Source organism: Endozoicomonas sp. ALD068 (genome assembly GCF_049310145.1).
In the GTDB taxonomy this organism is placed as follows: domain Bacteria; phylum Pseudomonadota; class Gammaproteobacteria; order Pseudomonadales; family Endozoicomonadaceae; genus Endozoicomonas_A.
The window spans coordinates 6,512,975-6,532,383 of the sequence record NZ_JBLYNU010000004.1; the positions used below are offsets into that span (position 1 = coordinate 6,512,975).

Below are 19,409 nucleotides of genomic sequence, written 5' to 3' on the forward strand. Positions count from 1 at the left end.
CCCAATGGACAATCTCCGCAGAAAAAATAAGACACCCATAAGAAAAAAAATAAGACACCCATAAAAATAAAAACAAGACATTCAAAAATTGTATTCCCAAAAAGGATCAGAAAATCTATCTTCAAGTAGCGTATCATCGAACTACACATTGCCATCCAACGAACAGAGGCTGTTCAAGCCATAATTCAGACAATGCAAATTCATTCCGACATGAGTCGAAGAGAGATAAAGAGAGGGTCTTTGACGTCTTAACTGACTTCTACGCTAACCTATCATATACAAACGACTACAGACATTTAAACCTCGAAGCCACTTCTGTCCGGCTTCAATTGCATAAGCCTTCATCGCCTCCAGACGGCCAACTGCCCGATAAAAACGATTATTCCATTGCATGGTTTTCAGCCACTCATCCGGATCAATTTCCAGTCTTTGAAGAATAGGAGGGGTACACGACGGGATGGAACCTTTCTTGTCTGTCCTGACAATGCGGCCACTCCAGTCAACCAGTTCCAGATAGTCGTGAAGAAGGTAGGGAAGGGCAACGTCCGCTTCCTGTCCCTGCAAACAGAAAGGTTTCAGGGTCAGCGGCTGTTTTTTAGTCTCAGAATGTTTAACCTGCTCCACTCGTTCCTGAATCGACGTGTAGTTCGACTCTTCCGGTATTTCTGCCTTTCCTGCCCGAATCGGATTCAAGTCAACATAGGCCATGCAGGTCAGTAACGCTGCTTCGTCCAGCAATGCCTGGCTTTTAAAGCGACCTTCCCAGAAGCGTCCTTTACACTCATCTTCTTTATTGGCCTCACGAGCAAGATGTTCATTCAGGCAGCGCATAAACCAGCTGATATCCGTTAAACGACGCCGGTATTCCTCAGCATATTCATCAATACGGGCCAATTCAGCGCTGCCCAGTTTGTCAGCGGCCAGATGCCTTTGCACCAGAGGTGGACCTCTGAACAAGGTCGTCCAACGATGCAGCACTTCATTCCGTGACCAGCTCCTGGCAGATGACTGATTGATGTGCAAAACCACATGATAATGATTCGACATGACAGCGTAAGCGCAAACTTCGATAGCAAAGACTGCAACCAGTTCCTGAAGTTTATCCACCACCCATTGGCGGCGATGCTCGTAGTTCTTGCCAGTCAGGTGGTTCTCTCCACAGAGGTAAGCCTGACGAACACATCTTGCCATGCAGTGGTAATAAGGCGTTGAGCCGGGGTCAATCAGAGTATTGCGGGCCTGAGCCATGAACTCACCTGTCTGGGTAAAAAATCAGTGGTGGGTGAAAAAGTAGACCAGGTGGATGGGAAAGCAAATTTATGGGTGTCTTTTTTTCTCTTTTTTTTTTCTCTTTTTTCTTCTCGCCAGATCAGCAGGAGCCATCCCGGCACGCTCCCGGGCCCAATGGACGATCTCCGGATTGATCATGGCTTCGTTCATTATTGGCGTCCATCGTGTAATGGTTGGAACGGTATCATTATGAATATTTCATCGGTAGGTGTTATTAGAGGTTGACTGCCAACCTCCAAAACAGATCTCAAGCACACTCTGGTTGTTTAAGTAATCTTTACCTAAAAATCCACACTCAGGAAATCTCCACCAAATCCCCCTTAGCCTCCAGCCAGCTCTTGCGATCGCCAGCCCGTTTTTTGGCCAGTAGCATGTCCATCTCTTCATGGGTCAGCTCAAAGTCTTCCAGCGTTAACTGAACCAAACGACGAGTGTCGGCAGACATGGTGGTTTCACGAAGCTGTAACGGGTTCATTTCACCCAGACCCTTGAAACGCTGTACGTTGACTTTGCCCCGTTTCTTTTCGGCCCTGATTCGTTCCAGAACGCCTTCTTTTTCTGCTTCATCGAGAGCGTAGTAAACTTCTTTGGCGACATCGATTCGGTAAAGGGGAGGCATGGCTACATAGATATGTCCCTGTTCTACCAAAGCTCTGAAGTGTTGTACAAACAGTGCACAGAGTAGCGTGGCAATGTGCAGACCATCAGAGTCGGCATCCGCCAGGATGCAGATTTTACCGTAGCGCAGACCGTCGAGTTTGTCTGAACCCGGGTCAACGCCCAGGGCTACAGAAATATCATGAATTTCACGAGAGGCCAGTACTTCGCTCGAATCCACTTCCCAGGTGTTCAGGATTTTACCGCGCAGTGGCAGAATCGCCTGATATTCACGATCCCTGGCCTGTTTTGCAGAGCCCCCTGCAGAATCACCCTCGACCAGGAACAATTCGGTGTAATTCAAATCCTGGCTTGAACAGTCTGCCAGCTTTCCGGGCAGGGCAGGTCCCTGAGTGATTTTTTTACGGGCTACTTTTTTGGACTTGCGCATCCGCTTCTGGGCGTTATTGATGCACAGTTCTGCCAGCAGCTCACCCTCTGCATGGTGCTGGTTGAGCCAGAGACTGAAAGCATCTTTGGCAACGCCGGAAATAAAGGTAGCGCATTCTCTTGAGGACAGACGTTCTTTGGTTTGACCTGAGAATTGCGGGTCAGCCAGTTTGGCTGAGAGAACGTAGGAGCAGTTTTCCCAGATATCGTCCGGGCCCAGTTTGATGCTTTTAGGTAAGAGGTTACGGAATTCACAGAATTCGCGAATCGCTTCCAGCAAGCCGGTTCTTAAACCATTGACGTGTGTCCCGCCCAGGGGAGTTGGAATCAGGTTGACGTAACTTTCTGTCAGCAATTCACCACCTTCAGGAAGCCATTGTACTGCCCAGTCTACCGCTTCTTTTTCACCCTGCAGTGAACCTGTGAAAGGTTCCTGTGGCAGGGTTTCGTATTCCCGGGTCGAACCTTTCAGGTAGTCGGTGAGGCCATCTTCGTAGTACCACTCATCGGTATCGCCGGTGTGGTGATCGACAAACTCGATGTTCAGGCCGGGGCAGAGTACGGCTTTGGCACGCAGTACGTGCTTGAGTTTGTTGACCGAGAATTTGGCTGAATCAAAGTAGCTGGCATCGGGCCAGAAACGAACTGTCGTGCCGGTATTGCGACGTCCACAGGTGTCGATCTCGTGCAGATCCTGGTCTTTGTAGCCATCCCTGAAGGTAATCAGGGAGACTTTTGCATCTCTGCGAACAGTGACTTCAAGACGTGTCGACAGTGCGTTAACAACCGATACCCCCACTCCGTGCAGACCACCAGAGAACTGGTAGTTCTTGTTGGAGAATTTACCACCGGCGTGCAGCCGGGTCAGGATCAGCTCTATGCCGGTTATTCCGTGTTCCGGATGAATATCCGTGGGCATACCCCGGCCATCATCAGTGACTTCCAGAGAGTTATCCTTGTGCAGGATAACCTTGATCTTGCTGGCAAACCCGGCCAGCGCCTCGTCGACACTGTTGTCGATGATTTCCTGAGCCAAATGGTTGGGCCGGGTTGTGTCTGTGTACATGCCCGGACGTTTGCGAACCGGGTCCAGGCCACTGAGTACCTCAATGGCTTCCGCTGTATAGTCGTTACGCATGAAATCCTTGTTGGGTCTGATTGCGCGTTAACTCATAAGTGTACCTAAAGCCTTGGCGTTAGTCAGTGTTGAGAGCACCTTATCATTGTTATGGGTATTTGTTCTCGGGATTTTAGTTCAGGGAAGACCTTTTTTATTTTGATGAAAGGGTCATGGATTGCGGTGTGGTCGGGCTGAACTCGAACGTAGGGTCAGGGTGCCTGTTTTCCCATAGCCAGAGCAGTAAAAGCAATAGCAGAGCCAGGAAGCTGGCACCGGCTAGCAGTTGGAAGCAGGCATCCCAGCCGTAGAGGTCGAGTACTTTTCCAAGTAACAGGTTGGCGGAAGTGGCTCCGAAAATATAGCCAAAGAGACCACAGAAACCGGCCGCAGTGGCTGCAAAGGGCAAAGGTACCAGATCAATAATATGAACGTGTACCAGCATGACCGGGCCGTAGATTAAAAAGCCGGTGGAGATCAGCGAGAGTACGGCGTGAGTGGTGTCGCCCGGTGGTGAGTTCCAGTATGCAATGACCGAAATGAGTACCAGTGCCATAAAAAGTGCATTCATGGGAGCACGCTTGCCTTTGAAGTGCTTATCGCTCACGTAGCCGCAAATAAGGGTTCCGGGAATAGCGGCGTACTCAAAAGCGAAGAAAGCCCAGCTGGAGGCGTTGAAGCTAAAGCCTTTGGTTTCTGTCAGGTAGACTGGAGCCCAATCAATAACACCGTAACGAATGAAATAAGTGCAGGCGTTCACGACGGCCAGAATCCAGAGCGGTGGCAGAGTCAGGCAATGCTGGCTGAACAGCTGAAGCGTTCGGACAAAGGACGTCTTGTGTCGTTCTATCTCCAGTTCTTCCGGCAATTCCGCAGAAGGCGACGGTAGCTGACATTGAGAAGGTCTGTCCCGTAAGAGCAGATACCCCAGTATGGCAATAATGATGGCTATAAAAGCTGGAACGAAGAACTTGCTTTGCCAGCTACCGAAGAGTGTTACTGCCAATATGGCAATGGGCCCCAGCAGGCCGCAGCCGACATTATGCGACAGGTTCCAAATGCTCATGGCTGTGCCACGCTCTTGCCTGACGAACCAGTGAGCAATCAGTTTGGCACTGCATGGCCATCCTGAACCCTGTATACAGCCATTGAGGGCCAGGGTGATCACTATCATTATCAGCGGGAACTGAAGCAATGGTGAAAAGCCAAGAACCAGAGAGAGTATCGCCGAGCCCAGAAGGCACAAAGGCATTAACTTACGGACATCAATACGGTCTGCCAGATATCCCATGGCCAGATTGCTGATTCCATAACTGAGGGCCAGCGCTGATAGCGCCATTCCGAGTTCAGATTTGCTGTAGCCTTCTGAAATCAGGTCGGGCATGACCATGACAAAGTTTTTCCGAACCAGGTAATAGGCCGAATAAGATAGAAAAGCCCCGAGCAGAATCTGCAATCTTAATCTTGAATAGCGTTCGTGCTGCTCTTTGGAGTAGCCATCAGGGACAACAGAGCATTTAAGGAAAGATCTCATGAAAACTTCCATGAACTTTTAAGAAAAAGTGGAACACGTCAGGATAGAAGGGGCCGAAAAAACAAAGGTGGCAGTGTTTTTACGGAAAAAAAATCTTTTACCAGCGGAGGAGACGAAAGATTATCTTTGTCGTTCATCTGTTCAGACTCAAAGTCAACTTAGGGAATAATGTAGCACCATTCAGAAAAAACGCCTGTCGAATTAAAGTCTTATAAGGGTGATGTCATGAAAACCAGATATAAGACCACTGTGGTTGAGCAGGGAGGCTGCGTCAATGCAGCCTTATCTTAATGAGGGCTCAGTCACGTTCGCGAAGGTGAACAAACCAGTAGCTCAGACCTACCATGACACCACCACCAATAATGTTGCCGATGGTTGCAGGGATGATATTCATGACAATCATGTTGAAGGCAGTGATATTGCTGAAAGAGTCAGCACTATAGCCTGTGGCTGCCCAGAATTCAGGCGCGGCAATGTTTTTGATCAGCAAGCCCATAGGCAGCAGGAACATGTTGGCAATGGAGTGCTCAAATCCGGCTGCCAGGAAGCAGGCGACGGGTAATGTGCAAGCGAGCATTTTTCCGGCTGCAGAACGTGCGCTCAGAGTCATCCAGTAAGTGAGACAGACAACAAGATTACAGAGGATACCCAGCATCATGGCCTGAATGAAATTGTGACCCATTTTGGCATTGGCAATGTACATGTAGTTGATGCCTACCTCACCATGAGCGCCCTGGTATTGACTCACTCCCATGAGCATGACCACCATGAAAAAGGCACCGGTCATGTTACCGAAGTAGACCAGTGTCCAGTTCCTGGTGATCTGGGCTATGTTGAGACGACGGGTGGCGCGACCCATCAGCAACAGGGTATTACTGGTAAACAGTTCGGCTCCACAGAGTACGACCATCATCAGACCCATGCTGAAAGTCAGTCCACCGACCAGCTTGGTCATACCATAGGGCAGGCCCTCTGTTCCTGTGGTGACGATGGTGTAAAACATGCCCGCCAGAGAGATAAAAATACCGGCCAGAACGGCAAGGACAAAGGTCACTTCAGGGTGCTTTTGAGTTTTACCCACAGCGGCGTCTTCTGCCAGACGGGCAATTTCAGAAGGAGGTACGCAGCCAGATTGTGGGTTGTTGTCGGTTTGCATGTCGGGGTCCAGAAGGGAAAGAACGGCCAAACTTAATGACCATGAGCGATTGAAGCTATTTCTCGTAAAGCTATTTCTCGTAAAACTATTTCGAGTAAAACTATTTCTCGTCACCCATCGTTGATGAAAATGGTGAGAAGTTTTTTCATTAAGAAAAGATAGTTTATCAATATGGGAGTCAGATGATCAGAAGGAGAATTCGTGAGTTGCTTTCAGGATTCACTCGTTGAATGGTTGACTTGCTTCGGCTTTTCCGGAGAGGATAGGGGAAAGATCCCTGTTCCAAATCGTGATTCCCGGAGAAAGGATAATGAACGGCGGTCCTTCAATCTTCGCAGTCTGCATCATGCTTTCCGTAAATACTCTGGCAGATGATGCCGACTTTATCCCTGTAGAAACCGGCGGTGAGGTTTTGAGCAGCCAACAACCAGCAAGCAGCCACACTTTTGGTCTTCGTGCTTATTCGTTGATCGGTGATGGTCTTTCTGTTCCCGATACTCACAGCTCTGCTTCAAAAAACGGTCTGTTGATTGATTACTACCCCTTTGAAAGTGGCTTCAGGGTCTCTGCAGGAGCATTTTCGGGCGACTCGAAGAAACTGGGGAAGGCCTATTTTTCTGGTGAAGGGCAGCAAGCCTATGTCGGTGTCGGTTGGAAAAAACTTCTTGATGATGCAAAACGAGTCGATCTCAGTGTTGACTTAGGTACTTTTCTGGACACAGGGCCTGAAGCGGTAGAGAGCACTGTTTCGGAGTCTACAGCCAACACGTTATTGCAACGTACCAGGTCTGACAGTAGAGATCAGCCTGTCATCAGTCTGGGGATTGAATTCAGGTTCTGAAATGCAGTGAAAGCATCTGGCTTTCTGTTTTTTAATGGCTTGTAAAAAAACCGTCTGAACGGTTCCAGACGGTTTTTTTACGAAGCTTAAAGAGTCGTTGCTGTTTTTATAGTCTCTTTGGGTTCTTCGGCCAATGCAGAGGGCTTTTTCTTGTCCCGGGTAGCATTTATATGAATGCCCTTAAGAACATTAAGAGCCTGGCTTAACTGATAATCTTGCTCGGCCAGAGAACCCGACTCGTCCTTCTGCTTGTCTTTGAGCTGTTTGCTTTTCTTGTGTTTGCCTTTTTCAGTCTTTTTATTGCCGTTGGTAAGATGACCCTGCAAGTCCGCCTCCTTGTAATCGGATACGTCTTCTTCAGGTGTCACTTTAGCCCTTGGTACAAAAATATCAGGCTTTATACCCTCGGCCTGAATTGAACGACCATTGGGCGTGTAATAGAGAGCCGTAGTAAGTTTCAGACCTTTCTCTTTATTATTTCTCAGAGGTAGTACGGTTTGAACGGAGCCTTTGCCGAAAGATTCGGTGCCGACCAGAACGGCTCTGTGATGGTCTTGCAGGGCTCCAGCGACGATTTCAGAAGCCGATGCTGAACCACCATTGATCAGCACTACCAGGGGCATACCTTCGGAAGGATCATCTTTGCTGGCTTTAAAGCTGAGCTGAGAGTTGGGGATATTTCCTTTGGTGTAGACGATCAGTCCTTCTTTGATAAAGGCGTCTACAACTCCCACTGCTGACTGAAGAACTCCGCCGGGGTTATTTCGAAGATCCAGTACCAGACCTTTCAGTTTCCCGTTCTGAGATTTTTTGAGTTTGTTAAGGTGTTCAACCAGCTCCTTGTCAGACTCAGACTGGAACTGGCTCAGGCGAATGTAACCATAGCCATCCTCCAGAACCCGGGACTTGACACTCTGTACTTTGATGATGTCGCGTTTGACAACCAGGTTAATGGGTTTGGGCGCCCCTTCACGAACTATCGTTAACTTGATAGGCTCTCCGGGCTTGCCACGCATCTTATCGACAGACTCCATCAGAGTCATACCTTTCACGGAAGTGTCATCCAGCTTGATGATCAGGTCGCCTGCCTTTACACCGGCTTTCTGGGCCGGGGTGTCATCAATAGGAGCGATGACCTTGATAAAACCATTTTCCATTCCGACTTCGATACCCAGTCCGCCAAACTTGCCGGAGGTATTGATTTCAAGTTCTTTAAATTCGTCTGGTTTCAGGTAAGAGGAATGGGGGTCCAGGCCTGAAACCATACCCTGGATGGCATTATCCAGAAGCGTCTTGTCATCTATATCTTCAACATAGGCACTTTTGATAAGTTGCAGGGCCTCGGTGAAGGTACGCAATTCTTCCAGTGGCAGTGCGCCTTTCTTCTCTTCCTTTGCCGCTTTGTCATCGGCTTCTGACTCGGCGGGTTCAACCGCTGCCGGGGCGGGCTTATCTCCCCGGTCAACAGGGGCTGACCAGCCTTGCAGGGCAAACCCGGATGCCAATGCCAGCACAGCGGCTTTTATCCATTGTGGCATCGGCTGCCGGGAAGTAGAAAAAGATGTTGTCATGAATTCTCCCTGCACATTTATGGTGAAAATGCCGCTATTTCTGATCCTGCGGCAATGTTCGTGGTTTGGATGGTCCGGCATCCCGGTGGTCCGGCATCCCGGTGGTCCGGCATTCCGGTGGTCCGGCATTCTGGTGGTCCGATTCCGGTGGCCGACATCCCGGTGGCCGACATCCCGGTGGTCCGGTACTGAAGTATAGGCAGCTTTATTTAACAGACTGCGCTGTGCACTGTCTTTCAAGCTTCAGGTTCAGCCGGAAAAATAAGGGATAAGAAAACCCAAAGCTCTCTGTTTTATCGGTTCAACCCACCGTTTCTGCAATCTTTTATGGGACGATTTTTTATGATTCCTCTGTTACAATTTTGATAACCATGGAACTGGATTCTGCGGTTTTCCCCTGTGTCGGATTTCCAGATAGACTCCGGGTTCGTTCTGCCCCCCTGACTGACCGCTGAGTGCCAGTTCCTCTCCGGCCAGAACTGTCTCACCTTCTTTCTTCAGTAGCCATTGGTTGTGTGCGTAAAGCGACAGGTAGTGATTACCATGGTCTACAATAATCAGCTGACCGTAACCTCTTAGCCAGTTAGAAAAAATGACAGTGCCGTCGTGTATGGCATTGACTTTGGTTCCGGCTTTTACCGAAATAAGAATCCCCTTCCAGCGAATTCGAGTATCTGGTCGCTGCTGGTTGAAACCGTACAAAACCCGACCTTTAACCGGCCAGGAAAGTTTTCCCCTGGACTGCTGAATAGGAGAACTGGCTGGTTTTCTGGCAGCCAGTTGGGCCAGAAGTGCCTGCAGCTGTTGCTTTTGTCGATTGAGGGAGTCCAGCTCCCGGTCATTGCTTTTGAATTGATCATTGATTCTGGAAATTAACTGCTTCCGGTCATTTCTGGATTTAATCAACCGGTCCTGTTTTTGGGTAAGGTCCGCTTGCTGTTTTTCCAGTCTGTCGTTCAGAGCCTGCTGCTGTTGTCTGTTGTCTTCTATGTCGGTCAGCGTTTTCTCGAAAGCTTCGATAGCCTCCAGCTGAGCTTTCTGAAGATGCTTCAGGTAGGTCAGGTGTCTGGATACTTCTTCCGGATCTTCCTGATTCAATAGTAACTTCAGCCGATTGTCGCGGCTGGCAAAATAAATGGAGCGTACACTGTTGGCGATGCGACTTTTTTCTTTATTTTTCTGCGCCGTCAGAGCCTGCTGACGGCTTTCGAGCTTTTTTATGTCGGCTTGCCCCTGCTCAAGAGCTTTTTCTATTTTACGAATAGAGTTTTGCAGCTGGCTTATTTCTGTTTCGGTAGATTGCAAGTGCCTCTCGGCAGATGAGCGTTCGTTGTTGAGCTTGTCCAGCAGCTTTTTCAGATGTTTAATGTCCCCGTTGATCGCCTCCAGCTGAGTCTGGGGTGATTCTTTTTCCACGGATTCTGCGTGGGCCGTTCCGCTGTTCATAAAATTGAACAGAGTCAGGACTACGGCGAACATCAGGTTTGCAGCCGTGATTCTCATACTCAAATGCCATTGATTTTTTTAGTAGATGTTTCAGTATGCCCTGAATGATCGGGCTTTCACATACTTATATGCAGGTTGCTTCCGATTTGTTTTCCGCTCCCTGTAACGTGTTATGCTGTTTCAAAAGCAGAAAGACGGCATAACCCATCTGGGAATACTGTGCAGGTAAACGACGATTTTATGAGATTTACTTTTCTCGGAACCTCGGCAGGGTCTCCTACCGCAGACAGAAATGTGACCGCAATGGCCCTGGCTCTGGATGAAAGTCGAGACTGGTATCTGGTTGATTGTGGTGAAGGAACTCAGCAGCGACTGTTGATAAAGAGCCCTCAGCAGATAGAAAGCCCTCAGCGAACAAAGAACCGTTACACGCTGTCCAATCTTGCAGGTATTTTCATTACCCACGTTCATGGTGACCATATTTTTGGATTGCCAGGCTTGATCACCAGTGCCAGTATGCAGGGCAGGAGAGCCCCCTTAACAATCTGTGCACCAGAAGGCGTGGAAAGTTTTGTCAGACACTCACTCAAATGTGCTGCCGTTCGCAATATGCCCTTTGAACTGAATTTTATTCGCAGTGATCAATCGGGTTTTCACTTTCAGGATAAGAATTTTAAAGTGACTTCCCATGAGCTGTCCCATCGCGTTCCCAGCTATGCCTATCGCTTCGCAGAGAAGCCTGTTATTCAATCAATGGATCAGGACAAACTGGAAGCGTTGGGCGTGCCAAGGGGAGCGCTTTGGGGTGCATTGCAAAATGGCAATAGTGTCACCTCACCGGATGGCAGGGTTATTCATCCTCGAGATGTAAGGCAGCCGCCCCGGTCAGGCAGGGTGGCTATTATTGGTGGCGATAATGACCAGCCTGATCTGCTGATAGACGCCATGAAAGGTGTTGATGTGCTGGTGCATGAAGCCACCTTTACGGAACCTGTTCTGAAAAAAGTCGGACCCCAATATATGCACAGTACCGCCAGAATGGTGGGTGAAGCAGCGGAAAAAGGTGGAGTCAGTCATATCATCCTGACTCACATCAGTGGTCGTTATCGAAAACATGCGTCTGACTTTGCCTCATCGGTTGAAGCACTCAGAAGCGAAGCTCAATCGGTTTTCAGTGGGCAGATTGAGTTGGCTGAAGATTTTGCCTGTTGGGCTTTGGACAGGGAAAGAAAACTGACTCGAATGGAATAACGCGGAAGAGCTTTATAGCACCTCTCCCGCTTATCGGTCTCAGTGATTAGCCTGACGGAGTGAGTGCATAACCCTCAGGGCCCCAGCCGCTATCAATTGATCAGTCTCCTGCTTGTTGATGTAGGAGTAAGTCAGCCCCCATTCCTTAAAGCGTTCTCTGAATAAGGCATTGACAAAATCAATCTCGTTGATTTCGGCGTACTCTCCCAGAAAGTAAACATGGGGCGGATTGGATTTTCCCTTTTCTTCCGCTTTGGCGATCATGCCTGCAGCACGTTTCTGGATCTCTCTCAGAGTGGGTTCCATGGTGGCTTTCATATGGTCAACATACCACTCTTTGAGAGCCACTGGTGCTTCTGAATCCTGTAGTCTGAGTAACAGGATTCTATGGCCCAGCTCATTTTTTCTCTTGCGTTGGGAATAGCGGTCAAAGAACTCAGAGGTTGATGCCTCTGAATCAATATTTTGCTTCAGATAGAAGTAGGCAGCGATCTTGTCTGCTTGCAGTTTCAGCTCTTCCATACAGGTTTTTGTTCCTTCAAGACAAGCATATGCATCTGAAGTAATCTCCTGGAACTGTTGGTCAGACTTGTATTCTTCCCATCGTTTCATCTTTGCCCGACATGTCTGTAAATTGTCTTTGCAATCTGTTTCGGTATTGATAAAAAACTCGTCACTGGCGAAGGCGCCAATGCTGTGAACGCTGCCACTGGGAATGGATTTGGGGGGCTTGCGTGGCTTGGGAACCCTCATTACTGGCATCTTGAAACTATCTCTGAAATCCTCTTTGCTATCTCTATAGAACATTTTCATATCAACGGTTTTTAAGGTTCCCTGCTCCATGGAGCACACCAGATCGTAGGTGGTTTTAAAAACGAACAGCTCATCTTCAGCGTTCATCAGTTTCATAGCTTCCCCGATCAATGCGGTATCGCGGGTAGTCCTGATGTCTGTCAGAGCTATTCCGCTATCCTGAAAGGTTTCCTTAATGGCAGTTTCTGCCTGTTTCTGAATGTCGATAACATCTTGTGGGTTAAAGAAGATGTGTAGTACATCTCCTTCTTTGGCCGTGGCGGCATCAAGGCCAGCCACTGCATAGAGGAACGAAGCGGGTGTTTTTGCAGGATTTATCCCCTTTTGGGCCAATACCGGCTTCTGCTCTGCAAGCATTTCCCGGGCCATTTTTCTGGCCACAGCCACGGCGTTTCGGGAGGGGTCATAATCACCGCTCTTCATGTCGGTGCGGGTTCGTTTGGAAGCAATGTTCCCAACATGATCCAGATACGCTTCGTCGATACTCATGTCCCGCTTGATCGAGACCAGAACTCTGGGTTTGTCATTGTCCAGACGCTGAACCAGATACATTTCGGCACGGGAATTCAAGCTCCAGAGTACATAGACCAGCTCTTCCTGAGCCTGGAGGATGGCACTGAAGCTTATGGAAAACAGGGCCACGAACAGAATAGGTACTTTTCTGATAATCATGAATTACTCCTTACAAATTCATAAAGACTCAAAGTTTAGACAGGAATTTCAGGCTTTTAGTTCCTTTGTTGTCGATATTCTTGTTTTATCAATACCTATGGTGTTAAGTCTGAAGTCGGGCAGGTTCGTGGTACAACCCATCGGGGGGGGGGTAGTGAACAAAAGCATTAAGACTCAGATTATGGGCTCTGGACAGGGAAAGAAAACTGACTCAAATGGAATAACGCGGAAGGGCGTTATAGCACCTCTCCCGCTTATCGGGCTCAGCGATTAGCCTGACGGAGTGAGTCGATAATCCTCAGAGCTCCAGCCGCTATCAATTGATCAGTCTCCTGCTTGTTGATGTAAGAGTACTTCAGCCCCAAATTCTCAAGGAACTCTCTGAACAAGGCATTGACAAAATCAATCTCGATGATTTCGGCGTACTCCCCAAGAAAGTAGACATTGGGCGGATTGGATATTCCCTTTTCTGCCGCTTTGGCAATCATGTTTGCAGCGCGTTTCTTTATCTGTCTCAGAGTGGGTATCATGTTGTCTTTCATTTGAGCAACATACCACATTTTGAGAGCTGTTGGCGCTTTTGCATCCTGCAGTCTGAGCATCAGGATTTTGTAGCCCAGCTCATTATTTCTCTTGCGTTGCGAATAGCGGTCAAAGAACTCAGTGTCTGACGCCTCTGGATCAATTTGTTGTTTCAGATACTGGCGGCTTAGTATCAGTCGCTGTTCTATCAGACAGGCCTTTAAATCGGTGTCGCAGGCAGATAATTCTGAATCCATCTCCCGGTACTGTTGGAGAGAGATAGATTCTTCTGATTGTGCCAGTTTCTCTTTCCATTGTGTCTGCTTTGCCTTACATGCCGTATAAGTGTCTTCGCAATATGTTGTTTCGGCATTGGCAAAAAACTCGTCACTGGCGAAGGCCCCGATACTGTGAACGCTGCCACTTGGAAGGGGCAGTTTGGCAGCGATCATTGGCATGCTAAGGGTTTTAGCGGCACGCTCTATGTCATCCCTGTACAGCATTTTCATATCAACGGTTTTTAACTCGCCCTGTTCCATAGAACACAACACATCGTGGGTGGTTTTAAAAACGAACAGCTCATCTTCTGCGTTCATCAGTTTCATAGCTTCCCCGATCAATGCGGTATGGTGGGTAGTCCTGATGTCTGTCAGAGCTATTCCGCTACTCCGAAAGGTTTCCTTAATGGCTTTTTCTGCATGTTCCTGAACGACGATAACATCCTGTGGGTCATAGAAGACCTGCAGTAAATCTCCTTCTTTGGACGTGGCGGCATCAAAGCCAGCCACAGCATAGAGGAGCGAAGCGGGTGTTTTTGCAGGGTCTATCCCCTTTTGGGCCAATACCGGCTTCTGCTGTGCAAGCATTTCCCGAGCCATTTTTCTGGCCACAGCCACAGCGTTTCTAGAGGGGTCATAATTACCGCTCTCCATGTCGCTGCGGGTTCGTTTGGAAGCAATGTTTCCATCATGGTCCAGATACGCATCGTCGATGCTCATGTCCCGCTTGATCGAGACCAGAATTCTGGGTTTGTCATTGTCCAGACGCTGAACCAGATACATTTCGGCACGGGAATCCAGGCTCCAGAGTACATAGACCAGCTCTTCCTGAGCCTGGAGGATGGCACTGAAGCTTATGGATAACACGGCCACGAACAAAATAGTCACTTTCCTGATAATCATGAGTTACTCCTTATAAAATTGTTAAAGACTCGAAGATTGGACAGGAGTTTCAGGCTTTTAGTTCCGCTGTTGTCGACATTCTTGTTTTATGGTTTTAAGTCTTAAGTCGGGCAGGTTCGTGGTACAATGGCTTCCTTTCGCCGTAAGAATACTGAAAAGGCAGGCTTGTGGCGTCAGCTTGAGCGATGTGAATCGCTTACACCTGTTTCACCCAAAGTGAATAATTCAATGTCCGAATATACAAGTGTCGAAGAGCGCGTAAGTGGATGACTGTGCAGAATTCGTTTCAGCCGGTAGCCAGTTTTCCGACGGCCTGATAGCACTCATCATCACTGTTTTCCATTTCCCAAATATCCAGAGCATTTTGCATTCCGAGCCATACATCTACAGAGGTACCCAGAGCAATAGCCAGGCGCTTAGCCATATCCTTGCTGCATGGTATTCGTTCGTTCACGAAAGCGGATAAATGCTTTCTGGAAACATTCAGAACTTTTGCCGCTTCAGTGACCGAAAGATTCAAAGGCTCAAGCACATCCATTTTTACAATCTGTCCGGGATGGGTCGGCTTTCTGCTTCTGATTCTCTTGGACATAATTTCTTCCTCAGTGGTACTGCTCATAATCAACTCTGATTGCATCCTGCCCTTCAAACTCAAAGGTGATGCACCAAGGCCCGTTTACATGGACCAAGCGATTAAGACTCAGATTATGGGCTTTGGACAGGGAAAGAAAACTAACTCAAATGGAATAACGCGGAAGAGCTTTATAGCACCTCTCCCGCTTATCGGGCTTAGTGATTAGCCTGACGGAGTGAGTCGATAATCCTCAGAGCTCCAGCCACTATCAATTGATCAGTCTCCTGCTTGTTGATGTAGGAGTATGTCAGCCCCAAATTCTCAAGGAACTCTCTGAACAAGGCATTGACAAAATTAATCTCGATGATTTCGGCGTACTCCCCAAGAAAGTAGACATTGGGCGGATTGGATTTTCCCTTTTCTGCCGCTTTGGCAATCATGCTTGTAGCAAGTTTCTCTATCTGACTCAGAGTGGGTATCATGTTGTCTTTCATTTGATCAACGTACCACATTTTGAGAGCTGTTGGCGCTTCTGCATCCTGCAGTCTGAGCATCAGGATTTTGTAGCCCAGCTCATTATTTCTCTTGCGTTGCGAATAGCGGTCAAAGAACTCAGTGTCTGACGCCTCTGGATCAATGTGTAGTTTTAGATACTTGTGGCCTAGCAGCAGATCCACTTCTCCCAGACAGGTCTCTACATCGGCGTCGCAGGCAGATAATTCTGAATCCATCTCCTGATACTGTTGGGGAGAGATAGGTTCTTCCGATTGTGCCAGTTTCTCTTTCCATTGTGCCAGTTTCTCTTTCCATTGTGTCTGCTTTGCCTTACATGCCGTTAGAGTGTCTTTGCAAGATGTTATTGTTGTTTCGGTATTGGCAAAAAGCTCGTCACTGGCGAAGGCCCCGATGCTGTGAACGCTGCCACTGGGAACGGGTTTGGGAATCATCATTGGCATGCCAGGGGTTTCAGCGGCACGCTCCAAGTCATCACTGTACAGCATTTTCATATCGAGGGCTTCTAACTCGCCCTGCTCCATAGAACAGACCACATCGTAGGTGGTTTTAAAAACGAACAGCTCATCTTCTGCGTTCATCAGTTTCATAGCTTCCCCGATCAATGCGGTATGGTAGGTAGTCCTGATGTCTGTCAGAGCTATTCCGCTACTCTGAAAGGTTTCCTTAATGGCTTTTTCTGCATGTTCCTGAACGACGATAGCATCCTGTGGGTCATAGAAGATGTGTCGTAGATCTCCTTCTTTGGCCGTAGCGGCATCAAAGCCAGCCACTGCATAGAGGAACGAAATGGGTGTTTTTGCAGGGTCTATCCCCTTTTGGGCCAATACCGGCTTCTGCTCTGCAAGCATTTCCCGGGCCATTTTTCTGGCCACAGCCACAGCGTTTCGGGAGGGGTCATAATCCCCCCTCATCATGTCGGTGCGGCTTCGTTTGTAAGCAATGTTCCCAACATGGTCCAGATACGCATCGTCGATGTACATGTCCCGCTTGATCGAGACCAGAACTCTGGGTTTTTCATTGTCCAGACGCTGAACCAGATACATTTCGGCACGGGAATCCAGGCTCCAGAGTACATAGACCAGCTCTTCCTGAGCCTGGAGGATGGCACTGAAGCTTATGGAAAACAGGGCCACGAACAAAATAGGCACTTTCCTGATAATCATGAGTTACTCCTTATAAAATTGTTAAAGACTCGAAGTTTTGACAGGAGTTTCAGGCTTTTAGTTCCGCTGTTGTCGACATTCTTGTTTTATGGTTTTAAGTCTGAAGTCGGGCAGGTTCGTGGTACAATGGCTTCCTTTCGCCGTAAGAATACTGAAAAGGCAGGCTTGTGGCGTCAGCTTGAGCGATGTGAATCGCTTACACCTGTTTCACCCAAAGTGAATAATTCAATGTCCGAATATACAAGTGTCGAAGAGCGCGTAAGCTATGGTATTGGCCGTCAAATGGGCGACCAGCTGGCTAGCAATCCTGTTGAAGGTCTGTCCATCGATGCCGTTCTGGCCGGTCTGGCTGACTCCCTGAATGGGGCTCCAAGTGCCGTTGAGCATTCTGCTCTGCAGGAAGCGTTCAATGAAATGCATCAGCGCATCCAGGCCAGGGAAGCCGAGAAAGCCAAGGAGCTGTCTGCTGAGGGTGAAAAGTTCCTGGCTGAAAATGCCAAGCGTGAGGAGGTTAGTGTTACTGAATCAGGCCTGCAGTACGAAGTGCTGGTAGCCGGTGATGAGAATGGCGAAAAGCCGGGACCCAACTCCACTGTTCGCACTCACTATCATGGTACTTTGCTCAACGGTTCTGTGTTTGACAGTTCTGTTGATCGCGGTGAGCCTATCGAATTCCCCGTTAACGGCGTTATTGCAGGCTGGACAGAAGCCCTGCAGCTGATGACCGTCGGCTCCAAATGGAAACTGTTTATTCCATACAATCTGGCTTACGGTGCCCAGGGTGCAGGTGGTGCTATTGGCCCTTATGCAACTCTGGTCTTTGAAGTTGAGCTGCTGGCTGTCTCCTGACAACAGCTCTGGACTGGCAGCGTCCTGCTCCCAGTCCTGTTTTGCCAATATTCTGGAAGCATCAGCCCACCAGCGACTTACCGGTCATCTCTTCAGGTTGCTCGAGACCCATCAGGTCCAGCAGGGTAGGGGCAATGTCAGATAAAATACCGTCTTTCAAGTCAATGGCTTTGGGTCCAAAGTAAACGAGAGGGACCAGCTCGCAGGTGTGGGCTGTGTGAGCCTGACCGGTTTTAGGGTTAACCATCTGCTCAGCGTTACCGTGGTCGGCGGTAATCAGACACTGACCACCGGTTTCATCCAGCGCGGCAATAACTCTGCCAATGGCTTGATCGACGGCTTCCACAGCTTTCACAGCGGCATCAAAAACGCCGGTATGACCCACCATGTCGCAGTTAGCGTAATTGCAGACAATCAGGTCATGCTTGCCGCTCTTGATTTCAGCGACCAGTTTTTCAGTCACTTCCGGAGCGCTCATTTCAGGCTTGAGGTCGTAGGTGGCTACTTTGGGTGAAGCAACCAGAACTCTTTCTTCTCCTTTGTAAGGCTCTTCCCTGCCGCCACTGAAGAAGAAGGTGACGTGGGCATATTTTTCAGTCTCGGCAATACGCAGCTGTGTTTTACCCAGCTTTTCTATGTATTCACCCAAAGTATTAGGGAGTTCTGACGGTGGGTAGGCACAGATCGTATCGATGTTGGCAGCATACTGAGTCAGCATCACGAATCCGGCCATTGCGGGCTGTTTGGAGCGTGGGAAACCGTCAAAATCTTTTTCTACAAAGGCGCGGGTGATTTCACGGGCCCTGTCGGCACGGAAGTTCATGAACAGAACCGCATCACCGTCATTGATGGTGGCCGGGCTTTCACCAAGGGTGGTAGCTTTTACAAATTCGTCGTTCTCATCACGCTCATAAGCCGCATGCAGTCCTTCTACAGCAGTTTTGGCAGAAAAGTCTGCTTTGCCCAGAGTCATCAGGTCATAGGCTTCCCGGACTCGTTCCCAGCGGTTATCACGATCCATTGCGTAATAGCGACCGATCAGGCTGGCCACTCTGCCAATACCTTTTTCCTTCAGGAGAGCGTCGGCTTTTGCCAGAGAAGCTTCGGCGCTGCGTGGTGGCGTATCGCGGCCATCCAGAAATGCGTGAACATAGACTTCTTTGGCGCCTCGTTTGGCAGCCAGTTCCACCATGGCGTTGATATGATCTTCGTGACTGTGAACACCGCCAGGAGATAACAGTCCCATGATGTGAACCGCTTTTCCTGCTGAGACAGCTTTGTCGATAGTGTCTGTAAATGCTTTATTCTCGAAGAAGTCACCGTCCTTAATGGACTTTGTAATACGGGTAAAGTCCTGATAAACCACCCGACCGGCACCGAGGTTCATGTGGCCGACTTCGCTGTTACCCATCTGACCATCGGGCAGGCCCACATCCATACCGGAGCCTGAGACAAAACTGAAAGGATGCTCCTTCTGGAGTCGGTCCATGACCGGTGTATTGGCAGCCAGGATAGCGTTGGAATCAGGTTCTTTTCGGTAACCGTAACCATCGAGGATGATCAGGGCGGTGGTTTTGCGCTTGTCAGTCATGGATCAAACCTTGGGCATAAAGGCCAAAATGGTGGTCAAAATAGTGTCTTTGAAATACTGCTTTTGCGAACATTGCAGCTATTCTCAGAAACCGGGTTGAGCAGCATTTTTGGCTCAGGACTGTTTTGAGAGGTGAAGGCCATGAATTCTACCTGCTTTACGGCTGGTTTCCAGAGACAGATAGATAGAAATTCACAATTTGCAGAATAGAACAATTGTTTTCGCCAAAGCCTGATTTTCTCTGCTTTCAGAGGGGTATACATAACCTGTTATGC

15 protein-coding genes are annotated in these 19,409 nt (G+C 48.7%); 3 read left to right on the plus strand and 12 right to left on the minus strand.

Features of this window, described 5'->3' with window-relative positions; translation table 11 throughout:
* Positions 1–264: 264 nt before the first annotated feature.
* The 5 genes from ACO6V5_RS23445 to focA all read right to left on the minus strand — a co-directional run bounded on the left by ACO6V5_RS23445 (position 265) and on the right by focA (position 6,174).
* Complete coding sequence (locus ACO6V5_RS23445; protein ID WP_422442493.1) at positions 265–1,248, minus strand: transposase; 984 nt, start codon at positions 1,246–1,248, stop codon at positions 265–267.
* Between the two features lie 69 nt (positions 1,249–1,317).
* Positions 1,318–1,440 carry a hypothetical protein gene (locus ACO6V5_RS23450; RefSeq protein ID WP_422410925.1) on the minus strand — a complete coding sequence of 41 codons (123 nt, stop codon included), beginning with the start codon at positions 1,438–1,440 and terminating at the stop codon, positions 1,318–1,320.
* Positions 1,441–1,585: 145 nt separating this feature from the next.
* Positions 1,586–3,475 (minus strand): DNA topoisomerase IV subunit B, encoded by a 1,890-nt coding sequence (parE, locus tag ACO6V5_RS23455; RefSeq protein WP_422410927.1) that lies wholly within the window; start codon positions 3,473–3,475, stop codon positions 1,586–1,588.
* A 133-nt stretch (positions 3,476–3,608) separates the two neighbouring features.
* On the minus strand, positions 3,609–4,988 hold the full coding sequence (locus tag ACO6V5_RS23460; protein WP_422135328.1) for an MFS transporter: 1,380 nt from the start codon (positions 4,986–4,988) through the stop codon (positions 3,609–3,611).
* 298 nt (positions 4,989–5,286) lie between these two features.
* The gene (gene focA, locus ACO6V5_RS23465; protein WP_422410929.1) at positions 5,287–6,174 is read right to left on the minus strand and encodes a formate transporter FocA; all 888 of its coding nucleotides are present in this window, start codon (positions 6,172–6,174) and stop codon (positions 5,287–5,289) included.
* Between the two features lie 316 nt (positions 6,175–6,490).
* Here focA and ACO6V5_RS23470 point away from each other — a divergent pair, with 316 nt between their 5' ends.
* The gene (locus ACO6V5_RS23470; RefSeq protein WP_422135326.1) at positions 6,491–6,985 is read left to right on the plus strand and encodes a hypothetical protein; all 495 of its coding nucleotides are present in this window, start codon (positions 6,491–6,493) and stop codon (positions 6,983–6,985) included.
* Between the two features lie 86 nt (positions 6,986–7,071).
* On the opposite strand, the gene ACO6V5_RS23475 is transcribed toward ACO6V5_RS23470, so the two are convergent.
* Positions 7,072–8,556, minus strand: coding sequence for a S41 family peptidase (locus tag ACO6V5_RS23475; RefSeq protein WP_422135325.1), 1,485 nt, complete (start codon positions 8,554–8,556; stop codon positions 7,072–7,074).
* A gap of 354 nt (positions 8,557–8,910) precedes the next feature.
* A complete protein-coding gene (locus ACO6V5_RS23480) occupies positions 8,911–10,059 on the minus strand; it encodes a murein hydrolase activator EnvC family protein (protein ID WP_422135324.1) in 1,149 nt (382 codons plus the stop codon).
* Positions 10,060–10,242: 183 nt separating this feature from the next.
* Between ACO6V5_RS23480 and ACO6V5_RS23485 the strand changes: the two genes are divergently transcribed.
* Positions 10,243–11,253: an MBL fold metallo-hydrolase gene (locus tag ACO6V5_RS23485; RefSeq protein ID WP_422410931.1), complete on the plus strand. Its 1,011-nt coding sequence runs from the start codon at positions 10,243–10,245 to the stop codon at positions 11,251–11,253.
* 39 nt (positions 11,254–11,292) lie between these two features.
* Here the strand turns inward: ACO6V5_RS23485 and ACO6V5_RS23490 are convergent, their stop codons facing one another.
* The 4 genes from ACO6V5_RS23490 to ACO6V5_RS23505 all read right to left on the minus strand — a co-directional run bounded on the left by ACO6V5_RS23490 (position 11,293) and on the right by ACO6V5_RS23505 (position 16,694).
* Positions 11,293–12,738 (minus strand): hypothetical protein, encoded by a 1,446-nt coding sequence (locus tag ACO6V5_RS23490; protein ID WP_422135323.1) that lies wholly within the window; start codon positions 12,736–12,738, stop codon positions 11,293–11,295.
* Positions 12,739–13,001: 263 nt separating this feature from the next.
* Positions 13,002–14,441, minus strand: coding sequence for a hypothetical protein (locus ACO6V5_RS23495; protein WP_422410933.1), 1,440 nt, complete (start codon positions 14,439–14,441; stop codon positions 13,002–13,004).
* Between the two features lie 286 nt (positions 14,442–14,727).
* The gene (locus ACO6V5_RS23500; protein WP_422410935.1) at positions 14,728–15,033 is read right to left on the minus strand and encodes a HigA family addiction module antitoxin; all 306 of its coding nucleotides are present in this window, start codon (positions 15,031–15,033) and stop codon (positions 14,728–14,730) included.
* A 197-nt stretch (positions 15,034–15,230) separates the two neighbouring features.
* A complete protein-coding gene (locus tag ACO6V5_RS23505; RefSeq protein ID WP_422410937.1) occupies positions 15,231–16,694 on the minus strand; it encodes a hypothetical protein in 1,464 nt (487 codons plus the stop codon).
* 228 nt (positions 16,695–16,922) lie between these two features.
* Between ACO6V5_RS23505 and ACO6V5_RS23510 the strand changes: the two genes are divergently transcribed.
* Positions 16,923–17,543 carry an FKBP-type peptidyl-prolyl cis-trans isomerase gene (locus ACO6V5_RS23510; RefSeq protein WP_422410958.1) on the plus strand — a complete coding sequence of 207 codons (621 nt, stop codon included), beginning with the start codon at positions 16,923–16,925 and terminating at the stop codon, positions 17,541–17,543.
* Positions 17,544–17,604: 61 nt separating this feature from the next.
* Here the strand turns inward: ACO6V5_RS23510 and gpmM are convergent, their stop codons facing one another.
* The gene (gene gpmM / locus ACO6V5_RS23515; RefSeq protein WP_422135318.1) at positions 17,605–19,134 is read right to left on the minus strand and encodes a 2,3-bisphosphoglycerate-independent phosphoglycerate mutase; all 1,530 of its coding nucleotides are present in this window, start codon (positions 19,132–19,134) and stop codon (positions 17,605–17,607) included.
* Between the last annotated feature and the right edge of the window lie 275 nt (positions 19,135–19,409).

Bases quoted from the DNA above. Each gene is read 5' to 3' on its own strand.
- gpmM (WP_422135318.1), bottom strand. From the start codon at position 19,134: ATGACTGACAAGCGCAAAACCACCGCCCTGATCATCCTCGATGGTTAC.
- parE (WP_422410927.1), bottom strand. From the start codon at position 3,475: ATGCGTAACGACTATACAGCGGAAGCCATTGAGGTACTCAGTGGCCTG.
- ACO6V5_RS23485 (WP_422410931.1), top strand. From the start codon at position 10,243: ATGAGATTTACTTTTCTCGGAACCTCGGCAGGGTCTCCTACCGCAGAC.
- ACO6V5_RS23505 (WP_422410937.1), bottom strand. From the start codon at position 16,694: ATGATTATCAGGAAAGTGCCTATTTTGTTCGTGGCCCTGTTTTCCATA.
- ACO6V5_RS23495 (WP_422410933.1), bottom strand. From the start codon at position 14,441: ATGATTATCAGGAAAGTGACTATTTTGTTCGTGGCCGTGTTATCCATA.
- ACO6V5_RS23460 (WP_422135328.1), bottom strand. From the start codon at position 4,988: ATGAGATCTTTCCTTAAATGCTCTGTTGTCCCTGATGGCTACTCCAAA.
- ACO6V5_RS23510 (WP_422410958.1), top strand. From the start codon at position 16,923: ATGTCCGAATATACAAGTGTCGAAGAGCGCGTAAGCTATGGTATTGGC.
- ACO6V5_RS23500 (WP_422410935.1), bottom strand. From the start codon at position 15,033: ATGTCCAAGAGAATCAGAAGCAGAAAGCCGACCCATCCCGGACAGATT.
- ACO6V5_RS23490 (WP_422135323.1), bottom strand. From the start codon at position 12,738: ATGATTATCAGAAAAGTACCTATTCTGTTCGTGGCCCTGTTTTCCATA.
- ACO6V5_RS23470 (WP_422135326.1), top strand. From the start codon at position 6,491: ATGCTTTCCGTAAATACTCTGGCAGATGATGCCGACTTTATCCCTGTA.
- ACO6V5_RS23445 (WP_422442493.1), bottom strand. From the start codon at position 1,248: ATGGCTCAGGCCCGCAATACTCTGATTGACCCCGGCTCAACGCCTTAT.
- ACO6V5_RS23450 (WP_422410925.1), bottom strand. From the start codon at position 1,440: ATGAACGAAGCCATGATCAATCCGGAGATCGTCCATTGGGCCCGGGAG.
- ACO6V5_RS23475 (WP_422135325.1), bottom strand. From the start codon at position 8,556: ATGACAACATCTTTTTCTACTTCCCGGCAGCCGATGCCACAATGGATA.
- ACO6V5_RS23480 (WP_422135324.1), bottom strand. From the start codon at position 10,059: ATGAGAATCACGGCTGCAAACCTGATGTTCGCCGTAGTCCTGACTCTG.